The sequence below is a fragment of the Vibrio sp. YT-16 genome (genome assembly GCF_033337405.1).
Classification (GTDB): Bacteria; Pseudomonadota; Gammaproteobacteria; order Enterobacterales; family Vibrionaceae; genus Vibrio; species Vibrio alginolyticus.
Window position 1 is genome coordinate 132,104 of the sequence record NZ_JAWOQQ010000009.1, and the last position, 20,742, is coordinate 152,845.

At 42.8% G+C, this 20,742-nt stretch carries 19 protein-coding genes; 11 read left to right on the forward strand and 8 right to left on the reverse strand.

What is annotated here, in order from left to right; translation table 11 throughout:
- From fdh3B to R7F07_RS15800, 6 genes are all read left to right on the forward strand, one after another.
- Complete coding sequence (gene fdh3B, locus R7F07_RS15775; RefSeq protein ID WP_005377536.1) at nt 1-609, forward strand: formate dehydrogenase FDH3 subunit beta; 609 nt, start codon at nt 1-3, stop codon at nt 607-609.
- 14 nt (nt 610-623) lie between these two features.
- On the forward strand, nt 624-1,676 hold the full coding sequence (locus R7F07_RS15780; protein WP_171342962.1) for a formate dehydrogenase subunit gamma: 1,053 nt from the start codon (nt 624-626) through the stop codon (nt 1,674-1,676).
- On the forward strand, nt 1,660-2,076 hold the full coding sequence (locus R7F07_RS15785; RefSeq protein WP_005377532.1) for a membrane protein: 417 nt from the start codon (nt 1,660-1,662) through the stop codon (nt 2,074-2,076). Before R7F07_RS15780 ends, R7F07_RS15785 begins: the two co-directional genes overlap by 17 nt.
- 423 nt (nt 2,077-2,499) lie before the next feature.
- A complete protein-coding gene (locus tag R7F07_RS15790) occupies nt 2,500-6,645 on the forward strand; it encodes an RHS repeat-associated core domain-containing protein (RefSeq protein WP_171342961.1) in 4,146 nt (1,381 codons plus the stop codon).
- 11 nt (nt 6,646-6,656) lie between these two features.
- Nucleotides 6,657-7,028 carry an SMI1/KNR4 family protein gene (locus R7F07_RS15795; RefSeq protein WP_171342960.1) on the forward strand — a complete coding sequence of 124 codons (372 nt, stop codon included), beginning with the start codon at nt 6,657-6,659 and terminating at the stop codon, nt 7,026-7,028.
- 373 nt (nt 7,029-7,401) lie between these two features.
- Nucleotides 7,402-8,622, forward strand: a complete 1,221-nt coding sequence (locus R7F07_RS15800; RefSeq protein ID WP_171342959.1) for an ammonium transporter — start codon at nt 7,402-7,404, stop codon at nt 8,620-8,622.
- Between the two features lie 32 nt (nt 8,623-8,654).
- Here the strand turns inward: R7F07_RS15800 and R7F07_RS15805 are convergent, their stop codons facing one another.
- The gene (locus R7F07_RS15805; RefSeq protein WP_005377524.1) at nt 8,655-8,828 is read right to left on the reverse strand and encodes a hypothetical protein; all 174 of its coding nucleotides are present in this window, start codon (nt 8,826-8,828) and stop codon (nt 8,655-8,657) included.
- 118 nt (nt 8,829-8,946) lie between these two features.
- Here R7F07_RS15805 and cobB point away from each other — a divergent pair, with 118 nt between their 5' ends.
- Nucleotides 8,947-9,678 (forward strand): Sir2 family NAD+-dependent deacetylase, encoded by a 732-nt coding sequence (gene cobB, locus R7F07_RS15810; protein ID WP_005377522.1) that lies wholly within the window; start codon nt 8,947-8,949, stop codon nt 9,676-9,678.
- Nucleotides 9,679-9,766: 88 nt separating this feature from the next.
- On the opposite strand, the gene R7F07_RS15815 is transcribed toward cobB, so the two are convergent.
- The 5 genes from R7F07_RS15815 to potA all read right to left on the reverse strand — a co-directional run bounded on the left by R7F07_RS15815 (nt 9,767) and on the right by potA (nt 14,914).
- A complete protein-coding gene (locus tag R7F07_RS15815; protein WP_005377521.1) occupies nt 9,767-10,804 on the reverse strand; it encodes an extracellular solute-binding protein in 1,038 nt (345 codons plus the stop codon).
- Between the two features lie 249 nt (nt 10,805-11,053).
- Nucleotides 11,054-12,085: an extracellular solute-binding protein gene (locus tag R7F07_RS15820; protein WP_017634902.1), complete on the reverse strand. Its 1,032-nt coding sequence runs from the start codon at nt 12,083-12,085 to the stop codon at nt 11,054-11,056.
- Between the two features lie 102 nt (nt 12,086-12,187).
- Complete coding sequence (gene potC, locus R7F07_RS15825; RefSeq protein WP_005389180.1) at nt 12,188-12,958, reverse strand: spermidine/putrescine ABC transporter permease PotC; 771 nt, start codon at nt 12,956-12,958, stop codon at nt 12,188-12,190.
- The gene (potB, locus tag R7F07_RS15830) at nt 12,958-13,818 is read right to left on the reverse strand and encodes a spermidine/putrescine ABC transporter permease PotB (RefSeq protein ID WP_005377512.1); all 861 of its coding nucleotides are present in this window, start codon (nt 13,816-13,818) and stop codon (nt 12,958-12,960) included. Before potB ends, potC begins: the two co-directional genes overlap by 1 nt.
- Complete coding sequence (gene potA / locus R7F07_RS15835) at nt 13,799-14,914, reverse strand: spermidine/putrescine ABC transporter ATP-binding protein PotA (protein WP_017634901.1); 1,116 nt, start codon at nt 14,912-14,914, stop codon at nt 13,799-13,801. Before potA ends, potB begins: the two co-directional genes overlap by 20 nt.
- Nucleotides 14,915-15,314: 400 nt before the next feature.
- Here potA and R7F07_RS15840 point away from each other — a divergent pair, with 400 nt between their 5' ends.
- From R7F07_RS15840 to ttcA, 4 genes are all read left to right on the forward strand, one after another.
- Nucleotides 15,315-16,112 carry a hypothetical protein gene (locus R7F07_RS15840; RefSeq protein WP_005377508.1) on the forward strand — a complete coding sequence of 266 codons (798 nt, stop codon included), beginning with the start codon at nt 15,315-15,317 and terminating at the stop codon, nt 16,110-16,112.
- Nucleotides 16,105-16,941, forward strand: a complete 837-nt coding sequence (locus tag R7F07_RS15845) for a glucosaminidase domain-containing protein (protein ID WP_025766642.1) — start codon at nt 16,105-16,107, stop codon at nt 16,939-16,941. The genes R7F07_RS15840 and R7F07_RS15845 overlap by 8 nt, the downstream gene beginning before the upstream one ends.
- A 13-nt stretch (nt 16,942-16,954) precedes the next feature.
- Nucleotides 16,955-17,617, forward strand: coding sequence for a DUF2987 domain-containing protein (locus R7F07_RS15850; protein ID WP_025766641.1), 663 nt, complete (start codon nt 16,955-16,957; stop codon nt 17,615-17,617).
- Nucleotides 17,618-17,816: 199 nt separating this feature from the next.
- Nucleotides 17,817-18,710 carry a tRNA 2-thiocytidine(32) synthetase TtcA gene (gene ttcA / locus R7F07_RS15855; protein WP_005377502.1) on the forward strand — a complete coding sequence of 298 codons (894 nt, stop codon included), beginning with the start codon at nt 17,817-17,819 and terminating at the stop codon, nt 18,708-18,710.
- Between the two features lie 140 nt (nt 18,711-18,850).
- Here ttcA and uspE read toward each other — a convergent pair whose 3' ends face one another.
- Complete coding sequence (uspE, locus tag R7F07_RS15860) at nt 18,851-19,798, reverse strand: universal stress protein UspE (RefSeq protein WP_005377500.1); 948 nt, start codon at nt 19,796-19,798, stop codon at nt 18,851-18,853.
- Between the two features lie 180 nt (nt 19,799-19,978).
- The gene (locus R7F07_RS15865; protein ID WP_005377497.1) at nt 19,979-20,725 is read right to left on the reverse strand and encodes an FNR family transcription factor; all 747 of its coding nucleotides are present in this window, start codon (nt 20,723-20,725) and stop codon (nt 19,979-19,981) included.
- Between the last annotated feature and the right edge of the window lie 17 nt (nt 20,726-20,742).

Below are 20,742 nucleotides of genomic sequence, written 5' to 3' on the forward strand. Positions count from 1 at the left end.
ATGGCACGAATGAAATTTCTATGTGACACCAAACGCTGTATCGAGTGTAACGGCTGTGTTACTGCATGTAAGAACGAAAACGACGATGCGCTTGAATGGGGCATTCAACGTCGCCGCGTGGTAACACTAAACGACGGTGAAGCTGGTGAAAACTCTATCTCTGTTGCTTGTATGCACTGTACCGATGCGCCTTGTATGGCAGTTTGTCCAGCTGATTGTTTCGAGCATACCGAAGACGGCATCGTTCTTCACAATAAAGATCTGTGTATCGGTTGTGGTTACTGTTTGTTTGCTTGTCCGTTTGGCGCACCTCAGTTCCCTAAACAAGAAGCGTTTGGCGAACGTGGCAAAATGGATAAATGTACTTTCTGTGCAGGCGGCCCAGAAACAGAGCCTGGCTCTGAGGAAGAGCGCCAAAAATACGGTGCGAACCGTATCGCAGAAGGCAAGTTACCGATGTGTGCATCGCTTTGTTCAACCAAAGCGCTGCTTGCGGGTGACGCAGAGAAAGTCTCTGACATTTTCCGTCAACGTGTGGTAGAACGCGGCGCGAAAAACGCAGGTTGGACAGACGGAAACGATCTTTCTTACGATGCGACGAAAAGCTAAGTAAGGAGAGGCACATGTTAAACACGCTTAAACGTGCATCTCTAGCAATGCTGTCAATGATGACGGCATTGCTGCTGACTTTTGCAATGCCTGCTTCAGCAGAGGAACAATCTTCTAAAGTTATTCAACAGGAGATCACGCAACTCGCCGGGGCAGACTATTGGCGCGAAGTCAGAGAGGGGCAAGAAGGCTACACCACGTCTCAATCGCCAGAACATGGCGTATTGATCAGTAAACCCGGTGAGACTTGGTACATTCTAAAAGAGAAATGGATGTCTCCTGCTGGTGCTGTCGCGATTTTCGGCAGTATAGCGATGGTTATCATGGCTTACGTATTTGTTGGCCCTTTGATGCTTAGCAAGCCGCGTACTGGTAAAAAGATGAAGCGTTGGTCTCGTTTAGACCGCGCGCTTCACTGGAGTATGGCGTTTACATTCTTAACGTTGGCATTCAGTGGTCTGATGCTGGTTTACGGTAAGCACTTCTTAAAACCGTACGTTCCTACTGAGTTCTGGGGCTTTATCGTCATGTTGGCGAAGCAGTACCACAATTACATGGGACCATTGTTCTTCATTTTACTGATGCTCGTGCTCTTTAAATGGTGGCGCAAGTCGATTCCAAACATGATAGATGTTCGTTGGTTTATGAAAATGGGCGGCATGGTTGGTAAACACAAAGGCACACATCCGTCAGCTGGTTTCTCAAACGGTGGTGAGAAGGCAATCTATTGGTTGTTAATCTTCTTTGGTGCTATCGCGGCAGTGAGTGGCTTAGTTCTGGACTTTCCTATCTTTGGCCAAACTCGCCGTGACATGGAGCTTTCTAACTTAGTTCATGCGATTTCGGCGCTGATTCTAATCTGTGGCTTTATCTTCCACATCTATATTGGTCTATTCGGTATGGAAGGTGCGCTAGAAGGCATGGTGACAGGTGAAGTTGATGAAACATGGGCGAAAGAGCATCACGATCTTTGGTATGAAGAAGTGAAATCCAAAGAAGCAATGGGCGAAACAGATACGGCACAAACGGAAGTAAAAGGAGCGAAAGCGAATGAACAAACCTCATAACGGGATTTGGGTTGCGTACATCCTGAGCTGTCTGACCCCGTTTACGTTTCTGATCTCAGGCGTTATCGCAATTATCTATGCGGGTTACCGATTAGATAAGGGAGAAGACAGCGACGTAGTGATTTCTCATTACTACGGTTTAATTCGCACCTTCTTTCTCTACCTGACGTTTTTTGTTGTGTTGATCGTCACCGTCGCGACTTCTAACGGTGTACTCGTTGGCGTGAGTGATTATTGGTTGCATAGTACTTTGCTTGAAACCATCGCTTACTTTATTCCTTGGGTAGGGATGGTGTTTGCTGCATTAGCCATCTTGGTGTGGTTTATGCGAATGTTTCAAGGGATGCAGCAACTGCTCAATAACCAACCACACAGACCATCGACAGGTCCAAACCTTTAATCAGTATTCTTTAAGCAAAACCGCCGTAATAGGCGGTTTTTTTGTTGCTGTTTTGTCTCAAATATGAAGCGTTGCGTCGCAGTGGTGATACTTGATGCAACTTATTGAGTGAATTTACGTAACTGGGCAGAAAATCATAGTTAAGTAAGAAACATGTAAAAAAATCGCGTCACGATGAGACATTAGTCTCACTCACGCTATTGTTCATTTACTCAGGATTCATCGTCCCGTTAAAGTACGCTGCGCTCAGAAATTCAAAGAGTTGCATACGTGAAAATTGCCATCAATACATTCAGTCTACGCATACAGAGGAATCTCTATCGGAGGATGTTTGATTAAGGCATCTTGCTCTCACAAATAAAAAGAGCGAAACGAGCATTAAATGATGCGGCAAGGTAAGAAAAGGACAAACACGTTACGGCTATGATCCCTCAATTCGTCATTCCTATCACGAATCGCTTTGGCGAAAGTTATCACTTCTCTGGTCAGTTACTTACTAGCGGCGAACCTAAAACATTCGTGACCAAACAAGAGGCAATAGAGTTTCTTGAGAGCTTTGGTGAGCTTGACCTTCGCTCTGTCGAGGACTTGTTCTATACGATTGGTCAATTCAAGCCAAACATACCTGACGGTGAGCTTACTTCCCAACACTATAATTCAACGTTTGCCAATGCTTTGGTGAACGGTGACTTGCGTGTCGCTCGAATTGTACCTACCGGCGAAAACTACGCACTCTCGTCAGCGGTTACGCCTCCACCGACTCAAAATACCGTCAATGCAAAACCATCGAAGGGAAAGGGGAAGTCGAATAAAAAGAGTGGCAGAAGTGCCGCATCCGCCAAGCCTCAGCAACAAAGCAGCGAAAAACATGAGAAAGCCGGTGATCCTGTTTCACTTGTGACGGGTGAAGAAATTCTCGAACTCTATGATATCGAGCTACAACAAGGTACTACTTGGCAGCGTACTTACCGCTCTTCGCAGTCGGATGTAAATCATGGAATGGGCTTTGGTTGGCGACATGCATTTCAGTTTGAATTACGCGAAAAGACGAACGAGAAAGACAATGTTATCGCTTGGGAGTTTGTTGACGATAAGGCCGATATCACAGAATTTGAGCCAGTAGATATTGGAGCAACAAGTTACCAGATATACGCTGGTGCGAGCTGTTACTTCCTAAATTCAGCAACTCGGATCGTGACGCTCGCTAATGGGCATCAATATCGATTTGAACAGAAAGATGATCGTTGGCTTGTTAAACAAGTCAGAAATGGCACGTTTTCAACGTTTCAACTGCAGTATTCTCGAAACCATCGATTGATCGAGATCGCATATAACAAGCGTTCGGTTCTTGAATGTCAATATGATAAGCAAGGACGCCTTGTAGAACTGCTTAATGCAAAGTCCCAAAAAGTTCTGACAACTTATACCTATGATGAGCACGATGATTTGGTCAGTGCAACTAATCATTTGGGCTTAAAGGAACAATATCAATATAGCGGTCATTTAATTGTTAAGCGTATACGACCAACTGGCTTTACTCATTATTTTGCATGGGATGGCGAAGGTGCAAAAGCGAAATGCATCAGAAACGTTGGGGACGCAGGAATTTATGACTATCGCTTCCATTATCAAGGAAATCACTCTTCTTATTCTGACTCGTTAGATCATCAATGGTCTTTCTTGCATGACGAGCAGGGTAACTTACTCGAGAAAATAAGCCCCACAGGTAAAACTTGGCGATGGCAATATGATGAACTAGGACGAAAAGCACAAGCTATATATCCTGATCAGTCAACGGTCAATTATCAATATAATCAGCATGGTCAATTAGTTTCTAAGTTTCATTCCTCTGGAAAAGAAATTCAATATGGTTATGACGGCTTAGGTAAGTTAGTTAAAACGGTTTCACCTGACGGGGATATCGAGAAGGCTTACTACAATAGCCTCGGTCAAAGAGTTTGGGATACCGATCAGTTTGGCTGTGTCACGGAATATGATTACGATAAACACGGTCAAGTCGTCAAAAAAGAGTCTGAAGATGGTAAGAAAAGTCAGTGGTGGTGGGATGAACAACAAAGACTTATCGCGAATGAAATAGACGGTACATTACTTCGTTACAGCTACAACGAAGAAGATCTAGTGAATGGCGTCGCTTATCCCGATGGGTGTATTGCTCAACTCGCTTATGATCAATTTGGCAGGCGTACATCAGTTCGTTATTTTAACGACGAAGACAAAGTCGGTTATAGCGAAGAATATTCTTACGATGAGCACAGCCGTGTTGCTCAGATTCGAACGCCGGCAGGCATTACCTCTTATCAGTGGGGAGCACTCGCGCAACAAGAAGCAGTCATCTTTCCCGATGGCAGCCATATTTCTTACGAATACGATCAACAACGTAACCTGACTAAATTAGTTCGGAGTGACGGCTTAGAGTTCGAATTCCTGTATGACGATGAAGGCCACCTGTCAGGAACTGTCGGGTTTGATAATCTACAAAGCCAATTTGATTATGATCATATGGGGCGGATCCATCGTAAGCAAGTCGCCGATAGGACGGTGCTGTATCGCTATGACGCTGCGGGTTATCTCAAGCACGTCAAAGCAGGAAATGGTAGCAGTATTGTAGAGAACCACTTCAATTATACGCTTGGTGGGCGACTTACTTTCGCATCCAATCGCCATCACACATTGCAATACCAATACTCTTCATTCGGGCATTTAACAAAGCGCATTCAAGGCCAGTTTGAGATAGCGCAGGAGTTTAACAGAGTTGGCCAACGCGTATCTCAGGTACTGCCAGATAACACGGAGCTGAACTTCTCTTATGATCGATATGGGCGTTTTTCAGCGATTCGATTTGGAAACCTAGATTTACCTCAAATCAAATTTCATTACGATGAAATGGGACGAGTTTCCCAAATTGAAACGGCACATTTTAATGAGCACATCATTTATGATGGTGTTGGTCGTTTGGTTGAACAGCATTGGCCAGATAGAGAGAAAAAGTACGTTTACAACGCACAAAACCGTATTTCATCAATCATTGATAATACGGCAGGAGCAACGCACTATCAGTACGATACCTTAGGGCAACTTAAACGAGTCAATGCTTCCGGAGATGTGACTAAATTTGAATACGATAGTTTTGGCAATCCTACTTTGCCAACTTCAGAGGTATTCGCTGATCGTATTGAAGTACACGATGATGTACGGTTCAAATATGACGCGCAAGGAAACCAGACAAAACGTGAGGGGCAAGGACACGTTCAGACTCGCGTATTTGATGCGTTAAATCAGCTCATTGAAGTTCACACCGACGATGGTATCAGTCAATATGAATATGATGCATTAGGGCGCAGAACGAAAAAAATTACACAAAAAGGCGTTAAGGAGTTCCTGTGGGAAGGTGAACGTTTAATTGGTGAACGCTCTTCAGGTGCTTTCCGTTGGTACCTATATCAACCCGAAACTTACACGCCAGTGGCACTGCTAGAAAATGACGTTATTTATTGGTACCAGTGCGATCAAGTTGGTAAACCAGAGCGACTAATCGATTGCGAAGGGAATGTTGTATGGAGTGCCAGCTACGATGCTAACGGCTTTGCTCATGTACATATTGAAAATGTAGCAAATCCACTGCGTTTTCAAGGACAGTACTTCGATCAAGAAACCAACTTACATTACAACCTCGCTCGGTATTACGATCCTAAGCTAGGACGCTTTATCCAACAAGATCCGATATCTATTGCTGGTGGTATTAATCATTACCAATATGCAGTCAACCCAATTCAATGGATTGACCCAACAGGTTTCCTATGTGAAGAAGGGCTAAAACGCTTGGGTCAAATGTTGGCAGAGTATCAGGCGCAAAGCGATGTCCCCCAAGAGGTTTGCGATCAGATTTTAGAAGCAGCAAAAGAGTCATCCGTCGGAGAAGATGGCGTTCGCTCGCAAGTCAAAATCCGAAAACCCAAAGGTAAAAATCATATTCGATATGAATACGATTTAGACCATATTGATTGCGAGAAAAATGAAATTACTTTTTATCGTCATATTAACTATTCAGATGGTAGTAAACGAAAAATTCAATATACTGTTGGAATTGAAGGTTTTGTCGATATATATGACTTCGTTAATGTTCAAAAATGTGAAGCTCAAGTATATAATACTAAAACGAGCAAAACTGTTGGTGGACGTAAGATTATAAATTCTGAGTTTGCTGGAAAAACGGTGACGACTAAGGGGGGGGATGTTAGATTTGACTCTGACGGGTTCCCAGATTTTACACCTTACTCGAAGAAAACAGTGCGTGTTATAGGACTAACGGGAGATATGGCAAATGATGTGCCTTTGGCTATGGCGAGAGCTAAAATAACTAAATACGACAAATCAAAGTATGTTTGGCATCATCATCAAGATGGTAAAACTATGATGCTTATACCTAAAAGTGTGCATTCAGTTAGAAATGGTGGTGTAGCTCATACAGGTGGTAGAGCTGTGATACAGCATAATCTTCTAAATCCTAACAACAAGTTAAATTACTTGTCTCCAGAAGAGCTCGTATGAGGAGTTGATATATGATTAGCCTTTCAGATATTGAAAATTTAATTCAACACATATGGGAGGAACCTATTTTTTCTGATGTTACCTCAAAAAAGATGGTGGTCTCACTTTACGGTACGTTAAGTAAAAAAATACCAGATAAGTTTATTATCATTGAAGAGGTATTCCCGAAAGATGAATTAGAAGATATTTGGAGTAACTATGAGAAGTATTTGGAAGAATACCTAATATTCCCTTTTTTGGGGACGTTAGGAGAAGCGGTTATTTGTATAGGTTATGGTAATGATAACAAAGGTAAAATATTTTATTTTGACTTTGATTTTGGTGCTTGTGAATTAGACGGTGATAACCTAGAAGCTTTTCTGGAAAAGCTGATAGAATCTTAACTTTGACAAAACAGGGAAGATCTCTCGATAAACTCCTTTAGTTAGCAATTCCGTATATAAGCCACCTCTCATGGGGTGGCTTTTACGTTTATCGTATAAAGTTTGCTGTTTGTTGAGCCATATAGTGCGCATTATGTTGGTGCACCAAAACCACATTGGTGCATTTATTAGCGTGTTAAGCACCATTTCAAGAACGCCAAATTTTATTAAAGTTAATATAAAACAAAAGATTAAAAAGTAAATGTTAGAAATATAAATTATGGAATGAGAATTGCTCTGTTAGACGCTCTATAAATTAAGTTCACCAAATTGGTGATGAACCTAACTTTGATGCACAGGATAAGTGCGCTACAGATCAACGGAGACAATCATAATGAGTGTAACTGCCAATCAGGTACACGGCGCTGTACAAACTCTCACGCAAAGTTCCGACACACTTTTCTTACTACTTGGCGCAATCATGGTTTTTTTGATGCATGCTGGTTTCGCTTTCCTTGAAGTAGGAACCGTGCGCCAAAAGAACCAAGTTAATGCTTTAGTTAAGATATTGGCCGATTTCGGTATTTCCGCCATTGCGTATTTTTTCATTGGATACTGGGTCGCATATGGCGGCACCTTCTTTGCTGATGCAGAGACGTTATCTCAAGGCAATGGTTACGAGTTGGTGAAGTTCTTTTTCTTGCTGACCTTCGCTGCAGCGATTCCTGCTATTGTTTCTGGTGGTATCGCAGAGCGAGCTCGTTTTTATCCGATTCTAATCGCAACATTTTTCACTGTCGGCATCGTATACCCGTTATTTGAGGGAATGATCTGGAACGGAAACTTTGGTGTTCAAGCTTGGTTTGAAAATACCTTTGGTTATGGCTTCCACGATTTTGCAGGTTCAGTTGTTGTACATGGTGTTGGCGGCTGGATAGCGTTGGTTGCCGTTGTGTTTTTGGGCATGAGAAAAGGCAGAGTTCGAGCAGGAAAGCATACCAACTTTGCACCTTCGAATATTCCGTTTTTGGCTTTGGGAGCTTGGATCTTATGTGTGGGGTGGTTTGGCTTCAACGTCATGTCAGCTCAAACCGTGTCAGGCATAAGTGGCTTGGTGGCTATGAACTCATTGATGGCAATGGTCGGGGGCATTGTCGCGTCACTGTTGGCTGGTAAGAATGACCCTGGCTTTATTCATAACGGCCCACTAGCTGGCTTGGTTGCTGTATGTGCGGGCTCAGACTTAATGCATCCTATCGGTGCTTTAGTGACAGGTGCGATTGCTTGCGTGCTATTTGTTTATCTTTTTACCCACCTACAAAACAAAACCAAGATTGATGATGTGCTAGGTGTCTGGCCTTTACACGGTGTATGTGGCGCTTGGGGTGGTATTGCCGCTGGGATTTTTGGTCAAAGCGCATTGGGTGGGCTAGGTGGCGTGAGCATTATCGTTCAGCTTCTAGGAACGCTTTTGGGCCTTTCCATCGCAGTGCTTGGGGCGCTTGCAGTCTACGGCGCGATTAATACCAGTATGGGACTAAGGCTTTCAGAAGAAGACGAATTCAATGGCGCTGACCTAGCCATTCATAAAATATCTTCGACCAACGAGGATTGAGGCCAATATGGGAGCGGCATAAAGCCGCTCTTTTAGCAATTGTCTTTCTTGGCTTGGCCCGGAGGACAGAAATTACCATTACCTCGATGGTCATCATCATTGGTGCTGACTCTTACCTTTACATCATCGACTTCGCCTTCAACATTGGTAAGTTGACAGCCTGCCAAAGTCAGAAGCAATGTAAACGTTAGAGATACTTGTCTCATTGCTGTTCCTCTTAAATTGTAATTCTAATAGTGACCATTACGACTATGGTCTAATCCATATTACTACTGTTGCTATTCTTTCAGTGTTAAGCTAATGAAAAAACAGCAAGGATGAGTTATGAATTTCCCTTATAGAAATATTGTAGTACTTACTGGTGCAGGTATCTCGGCCGAATCTGGTATTCAAACATTTCGTGCGCAAGATGGCCTATGGGAGAATCACCGTATCGAAGATGTAGCAACGCCTGAAGGGTTTGCTCGCGATCCGGACCTTGTTCAAGACTTTTACAACCAACGCCGCAAGAAACTTCAAGATAATGCGATAAAGCCTAATGCAGCGCATGAAGCATTAGGTCGGCTAGAGGCTGAGTTAGAAGGTAAAGTGACGGTCATCACTCAAAATATAGACAACCTTCACGAAAGAGGTGGCAGTCAGAATGTGATTCACATGCATGGTGAGTTGCTCAAGGCGCGCTGTAGTGAATCTAACCAAGTAGTAGAGCACAATGAGGACATTAAGACAGGCGAACTTTGTCACTGTTGTCAGATCCCTTCACAAATGCGACCACATATTGTTTGGTTTGGTGAAATGCCACTGCGAATGGGTGATATCTACGCGTCATTAGAAGAAGCAGATTTGTTTATTTCTATTGGGACTTCTGGCGTTGTGTATCCCGCAGCAGGTTTTGTTCATGATGCAAAAATGCACGGCGCACATACCATTGAAATTAACCTAGAACCTAGTGCGGTAGAAAGTGAATTTGAGGAAAAACGCTACGGAAAAGCAAGCGTTGAGGTTCCAAAATTAGTTGACGAGATACTGGCTCTAGAAGGAAAAGAAAGAGCGTAATAACTTCAACAGGAAGAGTTTTTGTCTTGTCATTAAGAACAAAAAAGCGGCTCATGAGCCGCTTTTTCATATCTTTAAAACTAACGAATTAGTTGTTCACTTTTAGCTTTTGGAAGTACTCATCGTACATTACGCTCGCTTCGCCAACTTCATCTTGCCAAGTACCGCTGTCCATCACTTCTTGTGGTGGGAAGATGCTTGGATCATTAGCAAATTCTTTCGGTAGCAGATCGTGTGCCGTTTTAACTGGCGTAGGATAACCAATCTCTAGTGCAATCTTAGCTGCGTTCTCAGGACGTAGTAGGAAATCGATCATCTTATGAGCTGCGTCAACGTTCTTCGCACCAGCTGGAATTGCTAGGCTGTCCATCCAGAAGATAGTGCCTTTTTCTGGCCAGATGATGTCGATGTTCGCACCTTCTTGACGAGCCATGTATGCAGAACCGTTCCAAAGCATGCCTAGTGAAACTTCACCCGCAAGGTAAGGGTTTGCAGGAAAATCTGAGTTAAATACTAATACGTTTGGCATTAGCTTTTTCAGTTCTTCGTAAGCGGCTTTGATTTCTTCTGGGTTAGTCGTGTTTGGTGAGTAACCAAGCTTAGTCAATGCAATGTGGAATACTTCGCGAGAATCATCCATCAGCATTAGTTGACCTTCCCACTTGCTATCCCAGAAATCATCCCATTTAGAAACCGATGACTTGTCTAGCATGTCAGCATTGATACCAATACCGGTCGCACCCCAAATGTATGGGATAGAGTAGTTGTTGTTCGGATCGAACGGTTTGTTTAGGAAGTTAGTATCAAGATCGGCAAAATGAGATAATTTCTCTTTGTCGATCTGTTGTAGCATGCCTTCTTTACGCATTTTAGAGACGAAATAGGTAGACGGTACTACCAAGTCGTAACCAGAACCTTGAGTTTTTAGTTTTGCATACATACTCTCGTTAGATTCGTATGTAGAGTAAATAACTTTGATTCCAGTTTCTTTTGTAAAGTCTTCAAGAACTTCGTTTGGAATGTATTCCGACCAGTTGTAGAAATACAGTTCTTGATCAGCAGCCATTGCAGGGGTAGCGATGAGCGTCGCTGCACATAGAGCGCTTGCGTAGAATTTACTTTTCATTTGTTTTCCGTTTTGTTTCGCGATTGGACAAGTCAATACTAGTTGGAGTTATCAATTTGAGCCAAATCGCAGTAAGCACAAATATGTTCATTTAGCTTGAATATCGTTGTCTCCTTGTTATGAGACGATAAATCTATGATACCAAGACAAATAAACCTAGCAACGCGCGATTATATCAGCCTAAGACAAAAATAGGCAGCGTATTGCTGCCTATTTTCCTATGGTTGATGACTTGTTACACAAGCTAGATTATTGTCCCGCTTTCAGCTTGAGGAAATAATCTTCGTACTTAACGGTTAGATCACCAACCGCATCTTGCCATTCAACGCGGTCAAGGTCTTCTTGAGAAGGGAACAGTGGGGCAACGTCTTTAAACTTAGCATTCGATTCTTCCACCGCCGTTAGGTAGCCAGTATCACGAGAGATTTGCTCTGCGATTTCTGGGCGCAGTAGGAAGTCAATCATCTTGTGAGCGGCTTCTACGTTCTTCGCACCGGAAGAGATAGCGAAGTTATCAACCCAGCCGATACCGCCTTCTTTAGGAAAAACGAGTTTAAGGTTCAGGCCTTCACTTTGTGCCGCTGCGGCGCTACCGTTCCAAAGCATACCAACGCCCACTTCACCAGACATGTAAGGTGCGCCAGGGTTGTCAGAGTTGAAAACTAAAACGTTAGGCATCAACTTTTGTAGCTCAGCGTACGCTTCATCGATTTGCTTAGGGTCTTTTGAGTTACCTGAGTAGCCAAGTTTACGCAGAGCGATATGGAACACTTCACGAGTGTCGTCCATCAACATTACTTGACCTTCAAGCTCAGGCTTCCATAGGTCAGCCCAGCTTTGGAAGTCGTTTGGATCGTACATATCTGCGTTAACCGCTAGGCCTGTAATCGCAACAACGTGTGGGATAGAGTAGTCGTTACTTGGATCGTAAGGCTTGTCTAGGTAGTTTTTATCTAGGTTGCCGAAGTTTTTCAGCTTAGTCTTATCGATCTTTTGTAGCATGCCTTCGTCACGCATCTTCGCCACGAAGTACGTTGAAGGTACTACTAGGTCATAACCTTGGTTATGGGTTTTTAGCTTTGCATACAAAGTTTCGTTCGACTCGTAAGTCGAGTAGATCACTTTGATGCCAGTTTCTTTAGTAAATTGCTCTAGGATATTACTGTTGATGTAAGGACCCCAGTTCATAAATACTAGTTCTTTATCATCCGCTGTCGCTGTACCAGAGAACAGAGAAAGCGCACATGCACTACCAGCTAATAGAGTAGCCCATTTTTTCATTGACGTTAGCTCCAAACCAAACGTTGTCCAATTTTGGACGATAGATAGAAAAACAGAATGGCATGTAACCATTCTGTTTCGTGATGTTAACAGGTGCGGATTCTACTTCACTTTTTCTCTTGCTAGCAACTGAGAAATTACTACCAAGACCAAAGAAACAATCAACATCACCGTTGCTAGGGCGTTCACTTCCGGTGAAATGCCCACCTTAACCATGGAGTAAATCTTCAATGGTAAGATTTCGTATGTTGGACCCGTTACAAACGAGCTGATGATCACATCGTCCAAAGACAGGGTAAAGCTCAGTAGCCAACCTGCAGCAACCGCTGGTTTAGCAAGAGGAAGGATGATCTGTTTCAAGATTACCCATTCGCTTGCACCAAGGTCTTTTGCAGCTTCCAACATTTTCACATCAAAGCCATTTAAGCGGCTGTACACTGTTACCACAACGAATGGTAGACAGAAGGTGATGTGAGCAATCAATAGAGTAAAGAAGCCAAGCTGCGCGCCTAATACTAGGAACAGAGCAAGCAATGAAATCGCCATAACAATATCTGGAGACATCATCACGACAAACAGCATGCCGTTTACCGCACCTTTACCTTTGAACGAGTAACGGAATAGGGCAACGGCCGTTAAGCTACCAATGATGGTTGCTGCTGTCGCTGAGAATACCGCTACGTTCAATGAATGCCATGCAGCTTGCATTAGGCTGTCGTTATTTACTAAGGTTTCGTACCATTTCGTGGTGAAACCACCCCATTTCATACCAAATTTGTTGGCATTAAATGAGTTAACAATTAAGACGATGATTGGCAGATACAAAAATGCATACACCAGCGCCATAAAGCTAAATCTAACTGTGCGTCCCATTAGTCTAGCTCCACTTTCTTATTCAATAGTTTGCCTGCTCTGTAGTAAGCGTAAAGCATCACAGCCATTGCGAAGGTGAGGGCGATACTGGTCGCAGCACCAAATGGCCAGTCACGAGCGTTCAATACTTGGCTCTTAATAACGTTACCAATCAGTAGGTTCTTCGCACCACCAAGAAGGTCAGAGATGTAGAACATACCTAGTGCTGGTAGCAGAACCAACAAACAACCACCGATAATGCCAGGCATTGTAAGAGGTAGAATCACTTTCGTAATGGTTTGGAACTTGTTCGCACCAAGATCTTTCGCCGCCTCGATATAAGTGTTGTCCAACTTCTCGATTGCCGAGTAAAGCGGCAGAATCATAAATGGAAGCAGGATGTACACAAGACCAATCATTACTGCTGTTTCGGTGTACATAATACGTAATGGCTTATCGATGATTTCCATCGCCATTAATGATTTGTTCAAAATACCTTGTGTACCCAGAACAATCTTCAGGCCGTAAGTACGGATAAGAGAGTTTGTCCAAAAAGGTACGATAACTAAGAACAACATGAATGGGCGCCATTTCTCTGGCATTTTCGCTATGATGTAAGCAAATGGGTAACCAATTACTAAACACAACAACGTCGCCACAATCGCCATGTAGAACGAGTGCATCAGCACTTTCGCATACAAGGGGTCGAGTAGACGTAAGTAGTTGTCGAAAGTAAATGTCATTTCGATTAAGTTTGCTTCATCACGCGTTAAGAAACTCGTACCGATAATCATCACATTTGGTACCAACACGAAAAGTGTTAACCAACCGACGATTAAGGTAATGATCGCGTTTTGAAGATTAATCTTCTTGCTTATCATTGAGGACTACCTCCCAACTCTCAACCCAAGTGATAGCGACTTTCTGGCCAAGTGAGTGGTCCACATCAGGATCATCTTCGTTAAAGAATTCGCTAACCATTACACGCATGCCTGAATCCAATTGGATAACGGAATCAAGCGTCATACCTTTATAGGTACGCTCTGTTACGTGACCTACGATGCCTTTTTCTTCAGACTCTTTGATCTCTTCGATACGTAAGTCTTCTGGGCGAAGTAGTACTTGCAGTTTTTCACCTGCTTGCGCTTCCTGATCGTAGTAAACAACAGACTCGACACCTTCGATTTCTGCACGGATACGTTTCTCGTCGATACGCTCTAGCATGGTTGCGTTGAATACGTTGATCTCACCGATAAAGCGAGCAACAAATAGGTTCTTCGGCTCTTCGTAAATCTCACGTGGAGAACCATCCTGCTCGATAACACCGTCGCGCATAACAATAATGCGGTCAGACATCGATAGGGCCTCTTCCTGATCGTGCGTAACGAAGATAAAGGTAATACCAAGTTGACGCTGAAGCTGTTTAAGCTCGATTTGCATTTGCTTACGCAGTTTGTAATCAAGTGCAGATAGAGATTCATCTAGCAGCAGTACTTTTGGTTTGTTAACAACCGCACGCGCAATGGCGATACGTTGTTGCTGACCGCCAGAAAGCTGATGAGGCTTACGCTGAGCCATTTTTTCTAGGCGCACCATGCGTAGCGCTTCCATTACTCGTGGTTCAATGTCCGCAGTAGGCGTTTTCTGCATACGAAGACCAAAAGCGACATTCTCATATACGGTCATGTGTGGAAACAATGCGTAACTTTGAAATACCGTGTTGACGTGCCTTTGCTCTGCAGGAACCTGTGTTACATCCTGGTCATCCAAAATAATTTGACCGTTATCTGCCGTTTCAAAACCTGCAATCATGCGTAAAACTGTTGTCTTACCACAACCAGAAGGCCCGAGAATCGTCAGAAATTCACCATGATTAACATCCAGATTTAAATTACCGATGATTTCCTTACCATCGAAACTTTTACTAATACCAGATAAACGAATAACTGGCTTTCCTGCTTGCGGTTTTGCGTTCAACGTCTGTATTTCCCCCACGTTCAAGCCGGGATTATCCCAGCTGATGTGACACTAACCATTCACTTTTGAGGCGCGCATCATAATCACCAAAAGTGTGAAATTAAAGCATTTTCTTATCTTGAAACAGAAATAATTTTGCAGGAAAAAGCCATCATTCCTTACCATACTGTTTTTATGAGATTAATTGGCATCTAGACACAGTTTGATAGCACTAAACTTTGTTCAACAATTGTTTCAATTTCATGACCTTGAAAGTGGCCAATTATCAACCATACAGTTGAGATTGCAAGGATTGTAGGTGAGTTGTGATGTTAGATGTGGAAAGATTTCTTTATAATGACGATTACATTAATTGACTGGAATTCCAGTCAAAATTTTACAAGTTAGTCTTGGATAAACTATGAACGACGATTTTGAGAAAGATTTCAATCTTGGGGGGAGTGTAGAGCGAGCTTTGTCTGGCAACTACGAGCTTAAAGCTGGCGCGGTTTTTAACGAAGCTTGGCGAGCAACCATCCAGCACTTTTTATCATTTTCTCCTGCCATTATTGTATTGCTTTTTGTCCAGTTAGGTATTTTCTATATTGCATTGAAACTGCAGTTGGGCGATTTGACCGTTATTCTTGATGCGTTTGAGAACCCAGAGTCGTTCACAAACGATATTGTGTCTTCTATTTATGTCGCGAATTTCAGTTATGAGGTGATTAGCGCACCAATTTATGCGGGGATCAGCTTGATGGCTATGAGTCATGTCGCTGGCTTAAAGACTAAGTTGCGCCATGTTGGAAAGGGGTTGCAGTTCACCATTCCTGTTATTCTAGCAACGCTCATGAGCTTAATGCTACAAGGTGTGGTTGGTATGATTTTTCCTTTACTGTCGCTGTATCTTTCCTTGGCATTTAGTCACTCTATTTTGTTGATTTGTGAGAAAAGGGTGCCACCAATGCAAGCGTTGCTGTTATCACTTCGCGCAATCAACAAGAAGATTTTTGTGGTCGCGGGGCTTTACTTAGGCGTGATGTTAATGTTTATTATTGCAGCAATGTTCTACGGTATTGGCTTGATTTTTGTGCTGCCATTCTTCTTCCATTTGAAAGGCATACTCTACCGCGAAATGTTTGGAATTAAGCTTAAGATCGTTACAACACAGAAAAACGATAATGATCACGATGGTAACTCACAGGTGTTTGATGCCTAATTCTTTGAAATCAATAAGTTTACGAGTGGCGGCAACCTGTATAGCCGCCACTTTTATTTCTATAGGCCCATATTTACACTACGAGAAACAGTTTAAATATGTGGAAAATCCTGACGTACTCTCTGGCAAGATTAAGCATGTCGATTTATCACACTTGCCATACATCGGTGATATCCCAGACTTCAATTCAATAAAAGATACGAAAGAGAAAAAAGCTGCTTTTTTTGATTTTTTAAGGCCTAAAATTGCTCTTGAGAATCAACGAATTCGTCATGAGCGGGCCTTTCTTACCTCTTTAAAGGTGGGACAAGTGACGCAAGAACAACAAGAGTATGCTCAGCGGTTATCATCTCTGTATTCGTTGCCCTTGAGTAACGATAAGATTGATCAAACGTGGCTAGATGAGATGCTTGTGCGAGTGAACGTCTTACCTGAAGCCTTGGTTCTAACTCAAGCGGCAAATGAATCTGCGTGGGGCACTTCTCGTTTTGCTACTCAAGCAAACAACTTGTTCGGCCAATGGTGTTATAAAAAGGGCTGTGGAATTGTTCCAGCGCAACGTGGCGCTAACAAAGTTCATGAAGTTGAAAAATTCGATTCTGTACAACAGTCTGTTCATGGCTACTTTATGAACGTTAATCGAAACCCAGCGTATGCAGACCTGCGTGAAATCAGAACATCTCTGGCTGAAAAGAACAAGGGCTTGTTAACGGTCGCAACCGCGTCAGAGTTAACGCATGGGTTGCTAGCCTATTCTGAACGTGGCATCGCCTATGTACACGATCTTCGCGCTATGATTCGTCATAACAACGCCTACTGGACGCAATAAAATAACGGATAAAATGAAAAAGTTAAGCCTAAGTCTGTTGGGAAGTGCGGCGCTAATTCTTGCATCGCCGATAACCCAAGCTCAAGAGTACATGTTCACGTACTCAAAGTTATATACTCAACTAAAAAACAACAATAAAGAAGGGCATGACGATGTGAAAGTTGGTGTCTTTTTTGTGGACGCAAAAACTAAACAAATTTGTATGATAGAAAAAGCTTGGATGGAAAAAGAAGAGCACTATGAAGAGTTTGTTATCCCTGCTTCACAAGAGTTGCCTTTACCTGTTGATAAAAACTTAAAGTCAGCGAATCCGTTGGTTTTTGTCGATACCCCAAAAGATACACGTTGCGATTACTCACTTGTCGTGATGACCAAAGAACCATTACAGGGTAACGTTTCTTACGACCAACTTAAGCCTCTTCTACCTCAAATGCAGACGATGCTGGAAGATTTAGGCGGTATGTTTGCGGGTTGGTTTACACCGGAGGTTCAAGGTGTGACGATGGAGTTTGCAAATCAACTGAATGATAAAGTGATTTTCTCAAACGGAACCGAAAAGCCAATTGTCAATGGCAAGATACAAGTCGCACTAAGTGAAATAGGGCAAGGTGGCACAATGACACTACCAGAACCGACGATGCGAGTGTTACCTTATCTACCTAACGCAAAGAAATGAACACTGAACGTTTAGAAAGGGCTGCAATCGCAGCTCTTTTTTCATTTGTGACCGTAACTAAAGTATCTTTCACACTCTTTTCTTAAAGACTCAATAAGACAAGCATTTAATCCTGTGTAAAAAGCTCGTATAATCCACGCCCCAAAGAAACCCATGTTAGGAAGTCCTAGTCGATTTATCGGCGATGTGAGAGCCCGCAATGAACCAAATAGATACAAGAAAAGAAACCCTAGAATTCAACAAGCTTCAGAAACGCCTGAGAAGACATGTTGGAAATGCCATTACTGATTACAACATGATCGAAGAAGGCGATGTTGTGATGGCATGTATTAGCGGTGGTAAAGATTCATTCGCGATGCTTGATATCCTGTTGAATCTTCAAAAAGCTGCGCCAATCAAATTTGAAGTGGTTGCAGTAAACCTAGACCAAAAACAACCGGGCTTCCCTGAGCACATTCTGCCAGAGTATTTCGAAACACTGAATATCCCTTACTATATTGTCGATAAGGACACGTATTCCGTCGTAAAAGAGAAGGTACCAGAAGGCAAAACCACTTGTGGTCTTTGTTCACGCCTGCGACGTGGTACGCTGTATTCATTTGCAGAGAAGATTGGTGCAACTAAGCTTGCGCTAGGTCATCACATGGATGACATCGTCGAAACAATGTTCTTGAACATGTTCCACGGCTCTCGCCTTAAAGCGATGCCACCAAAGCTACGCTCTGATGATGGTCGTAACGTGGTCATTCGTCCATTGACTTACTGTCGTGAAAAAGATTTGATCAAATACGCTGAGCACAAGGATTTCCCAATAATTCCGTGTAACCTTTGTGGCTCTCAAGAGAACCTTCAGCGTCAATCTATAAAAGCAATGTTGATTGAATGGGATAAGAAGACGCCAGGGCGTGTGGAAGCAATTTTTAAATCAATTCAAAACGTAAGCCCAAGCCAACTAGCAGACCGCGAATTGTTCGACTTTGTTAACTTACCGCTAGATCGTGAAGGTAACCGCGAAGAGTATGAATTTAATGAGGCTGTCGTTTCTTCGACGAATATTGATGAATCGATGTTCATCGATGTTACGAACATCTAACTCGTAAAAAAGGAGGTCAATTAGACCTCCTTTTTTGTACCCAACGCTTTAACTGTTCCCAAACAAAAATCCCCCTGTATTCGGGGGATTTATTAGCGCTTATTTGAAAGCGCTCAATACATAGCAATACTAAAGAGAGATTAGGTTGCTGTATTTGGGTCGAGAGGGCTAATGTAGCCTTTTGGTTTTAGAGCCAACACGTCGCAATTTATTTTATCAATTACGTGCTCCGCTGTATTACCAATAAAGACAGCAGAAAGCCCTGTTCGCCCTGTGGTACCTAAAATAACCATTGCTGCGTTCAAGCGCTCTGCAGCTGCCGGAATGACATCTTCAGGTAAACCTTGCTCAACTATCGTTTGTTCTTCATCAAGACCATGTTTTTGGCGTAGTGCTTTCATAGCCGTTAAATGATGACCTCGCACTGCATCGGTATAAGTCGTTGGGTCAAATTCAGGAAGTTCAATCGTAATGTTCGCCGGTGTAACGGGGTAGGCGTTAACAAGATATGGCTTGGCCTCAAGCCGAGTGGTGATTTCTTTTAATCGCTCGACCATCGTATCGTTGAGATCAATATGAGTCGGGTTTTCTGAGCCCACATGTACTGAGGCAAGGATACTTGCTTGTTCCGGCCAAGCAGCATTCTTAATAAGAAGCACTGGAATAGGGCATTTTCGCAACAAGTGCCAATCTGTCGGTGTGAAAATGACAGACTCTAAAACATCATGCTTACGTGTGCCTTTGATGACTAGGTCATGATTGCCTGCATAGACTTCAGCAATAATCGCCTCATAAGGGCGGTTGTGCCAGACAACACAAACATCAAAGTCGAAGCCATCGTTTAGGTATGGTTGAGCAATTTTACGCATCCACTGCTCACGCTGATGAATGACACCTCGACGCATAGCATCTCTTTCATCCACTGATAGCATTGACGTCATGTCATACGAGAAATCATAAATGGATAAAAAGAAAGTGATTCGGCTTCTAGATACACTTTTCTGAGCTAATTGAACAGCTCTTGCAAGTGCGGGCTGCTCATCATTATTGATGTCAGCTACAACAAGGATCTTACTGTATATACTCATAACTAAGCCCACTTCTATTGCAAAACCAGATACTGAATGTAAATTAAATCAGTATTTTGGAGTACTCACCGTACATTTTTACTGTAGCTTAGTTTGGAGAACTTTTTGAGGACTTTCGAAAGGAATTTATGAGAAATATGATGTAGCTCATTTTCGAGCTACATCAATAATTAGGGTGTATTATTCTTTAGTTACACCAGCAAGTTCCATCAATGCATCGTGGTCTAAGATAGTGATATATTTACCTTTTACGCTTAGGATCTCAGATTTCTGGAAACGACCTAACAAACGACTGATCGTTTCGACTGTAAGACCAAGGTAGTTGCCAATATCACCACGAGTCATAGTTAAACGAAACTCTCTAGGGCTGAAGCCACGCTGAGAAAAACGCGTTGATAGGTTGTAAAGGAAAGCAGCTAGTCGCTCTTCTGCGTTCTTTTTAGAAAGAAGCAAAATCATTTCCTGATCACCTTTAATTTCGTTACTCATCAAACGCATGATTTGCTGGCGAAGCTTAGGCATTTTACCCGATAGATCGTCTAAAATTTCGTATGGGATTTCACATACCATCGACGTTTCGAGTGCTTGAGCAAAGCTAGGGTGGGAGTCACCAGTGATAGCATCGAAACCGACTAAGTCTCCAGCTAAGTGAAACGCTGTGATTTGCTCATCACCTTGCTCTGTGATCGTATAGCTCTTGATGGTACCAGAGCGGATAGCGTATAGCGATTTTAGCTCATCACCGGCCTTAAAAAGCTCTTGTCCTTTTTGAATAGGCTTCTTACGTTCGATGATTTGGTCAAGCTGATCAAGTTCTGCCTCATTTAGAGTGAACGGGATACACAGTTGACTAATGCTACAATCTTGGCAATGAATGGCGCAACCGCCTGATTGGATACGCTTTGTTGCAGGTTTTTCAGAAATCATAACAACCTTTCACTATT

Coding starts and splice junctions, on each gene's coding strand:
- fdh3B (WP_005377536.1), top strand. CDS start 1: ATGGCACGAATGAAATTTCTATGTGACACCAAACGCTGTATCGAGTGT.
- R7F07_RS15780 (WP_171342962.1), top strand. CDS start 624: ATGTTAAACACGCTTAAACGTGCATCTCTAGCAATGCTGTCAATGATG.
- R7F07_RS15785 (WP_005377532.1), top strand. CDS start 1,660: ATGAACAAACCTCATAACGGGATTTGGGTTGCGTACATCCTGAGCTGT.
- R7F07_RS15790 (WP_171342961.1), top strand. CDS start 2,500: ATGATCCCTCAATTCGTCATTCCTATCACGAATCGCTTTGGCGAAAGT.
- R7F07_RS15795 (WP_171342960.1), top strand. CDS start 6,657: ATGATTAGCCTTTCAGATATTGAAAATTTAATTCAACACATATGGGAG.
- R7F07_RS15800 (WP_171342959.1), top strand. CDS start 7,402: ATGAGTGTAACTGCCAATCAGGTACACGGCGCTGTACAAACTCTCACG.
- R7F07_RS15805 (WP_005377524.1), bottom strand. CDS start 8,828: ATGAGACAAGTATCTCTAACGTTTACATTGCTTCTGACTTTGGCAGGC.
- cobB (WP_005377522.1), top strand. CDS start 8,947: ATGAATTTCCCTTATAGAAATATTGTAGTACTTACTGGTGCAGGTATC.
- R7F07_RS15815 (WP_005377521.1), bottom strand. CDS start 10,804: ATGAAAAGTAAATTCTACGCAAGCGCTCTATGTGCAGCGACGCTCATC.
- R7F07_RS15820 (WP_017634902.1), bottom strand. CDS start 12,085: ATGAAAAAATGGGCTACTCTATTAGCTGGTAGTGCATGTGCGCTTTCT.
- potC (WP_005389180.1), bottom strand. CDS start 12,958: ATGGGACGCACAGTTAGATTTAGCTTTATGGCGCTGGTGTATGCATTT.
- potB (WP_005377512.1), bottom strand. CDS start 13,818: ATGATAAGCAAGAAGATTAATCTTCAAAACGCGATCATTACCTTAATC.
- R7F07_RS15840 (WP_005377508.1), top strand. CDS start 15,315: ATGAACGACGATTTTGAGAAAGATTTCAATCTTGGGGGGAGTGTAGAG.
- R7F07_RS15845 (WP_025766642.1), top strand. CDS start 16,105: ATGCCTAATTCTTTGAAATCAATAAGTTTACGAGTGGCGGCAACCTGT.
- R7F07_RS15850 (WP_025766641.1), top strand. CDS start 16,955: ATGAAAAAGTTAAGCCTAAGTCTGTTGGGAAGTGCGGCGCTAATTCTT.
- ttcA (WP_005377502.1), top strand. CDS start 17,817: ATGAACCAAATAGATACAAGAAAAGAAACCCTAGAATTCAACAAGCTT.
- uspE (WP_005377500.1), bottom strand. CDS start 19,798: ATGAGTATATACAGTAAGATCCTTGTTGTAGCTGACATCAATAATGAT.
- R7F07_RS15865 (WP_005377497.1), bottom strand. CDS start 20,725: ATGATTTCTGAAAAACCTGCAACAAAGCGTATCCAATCAGGCGGTTGC.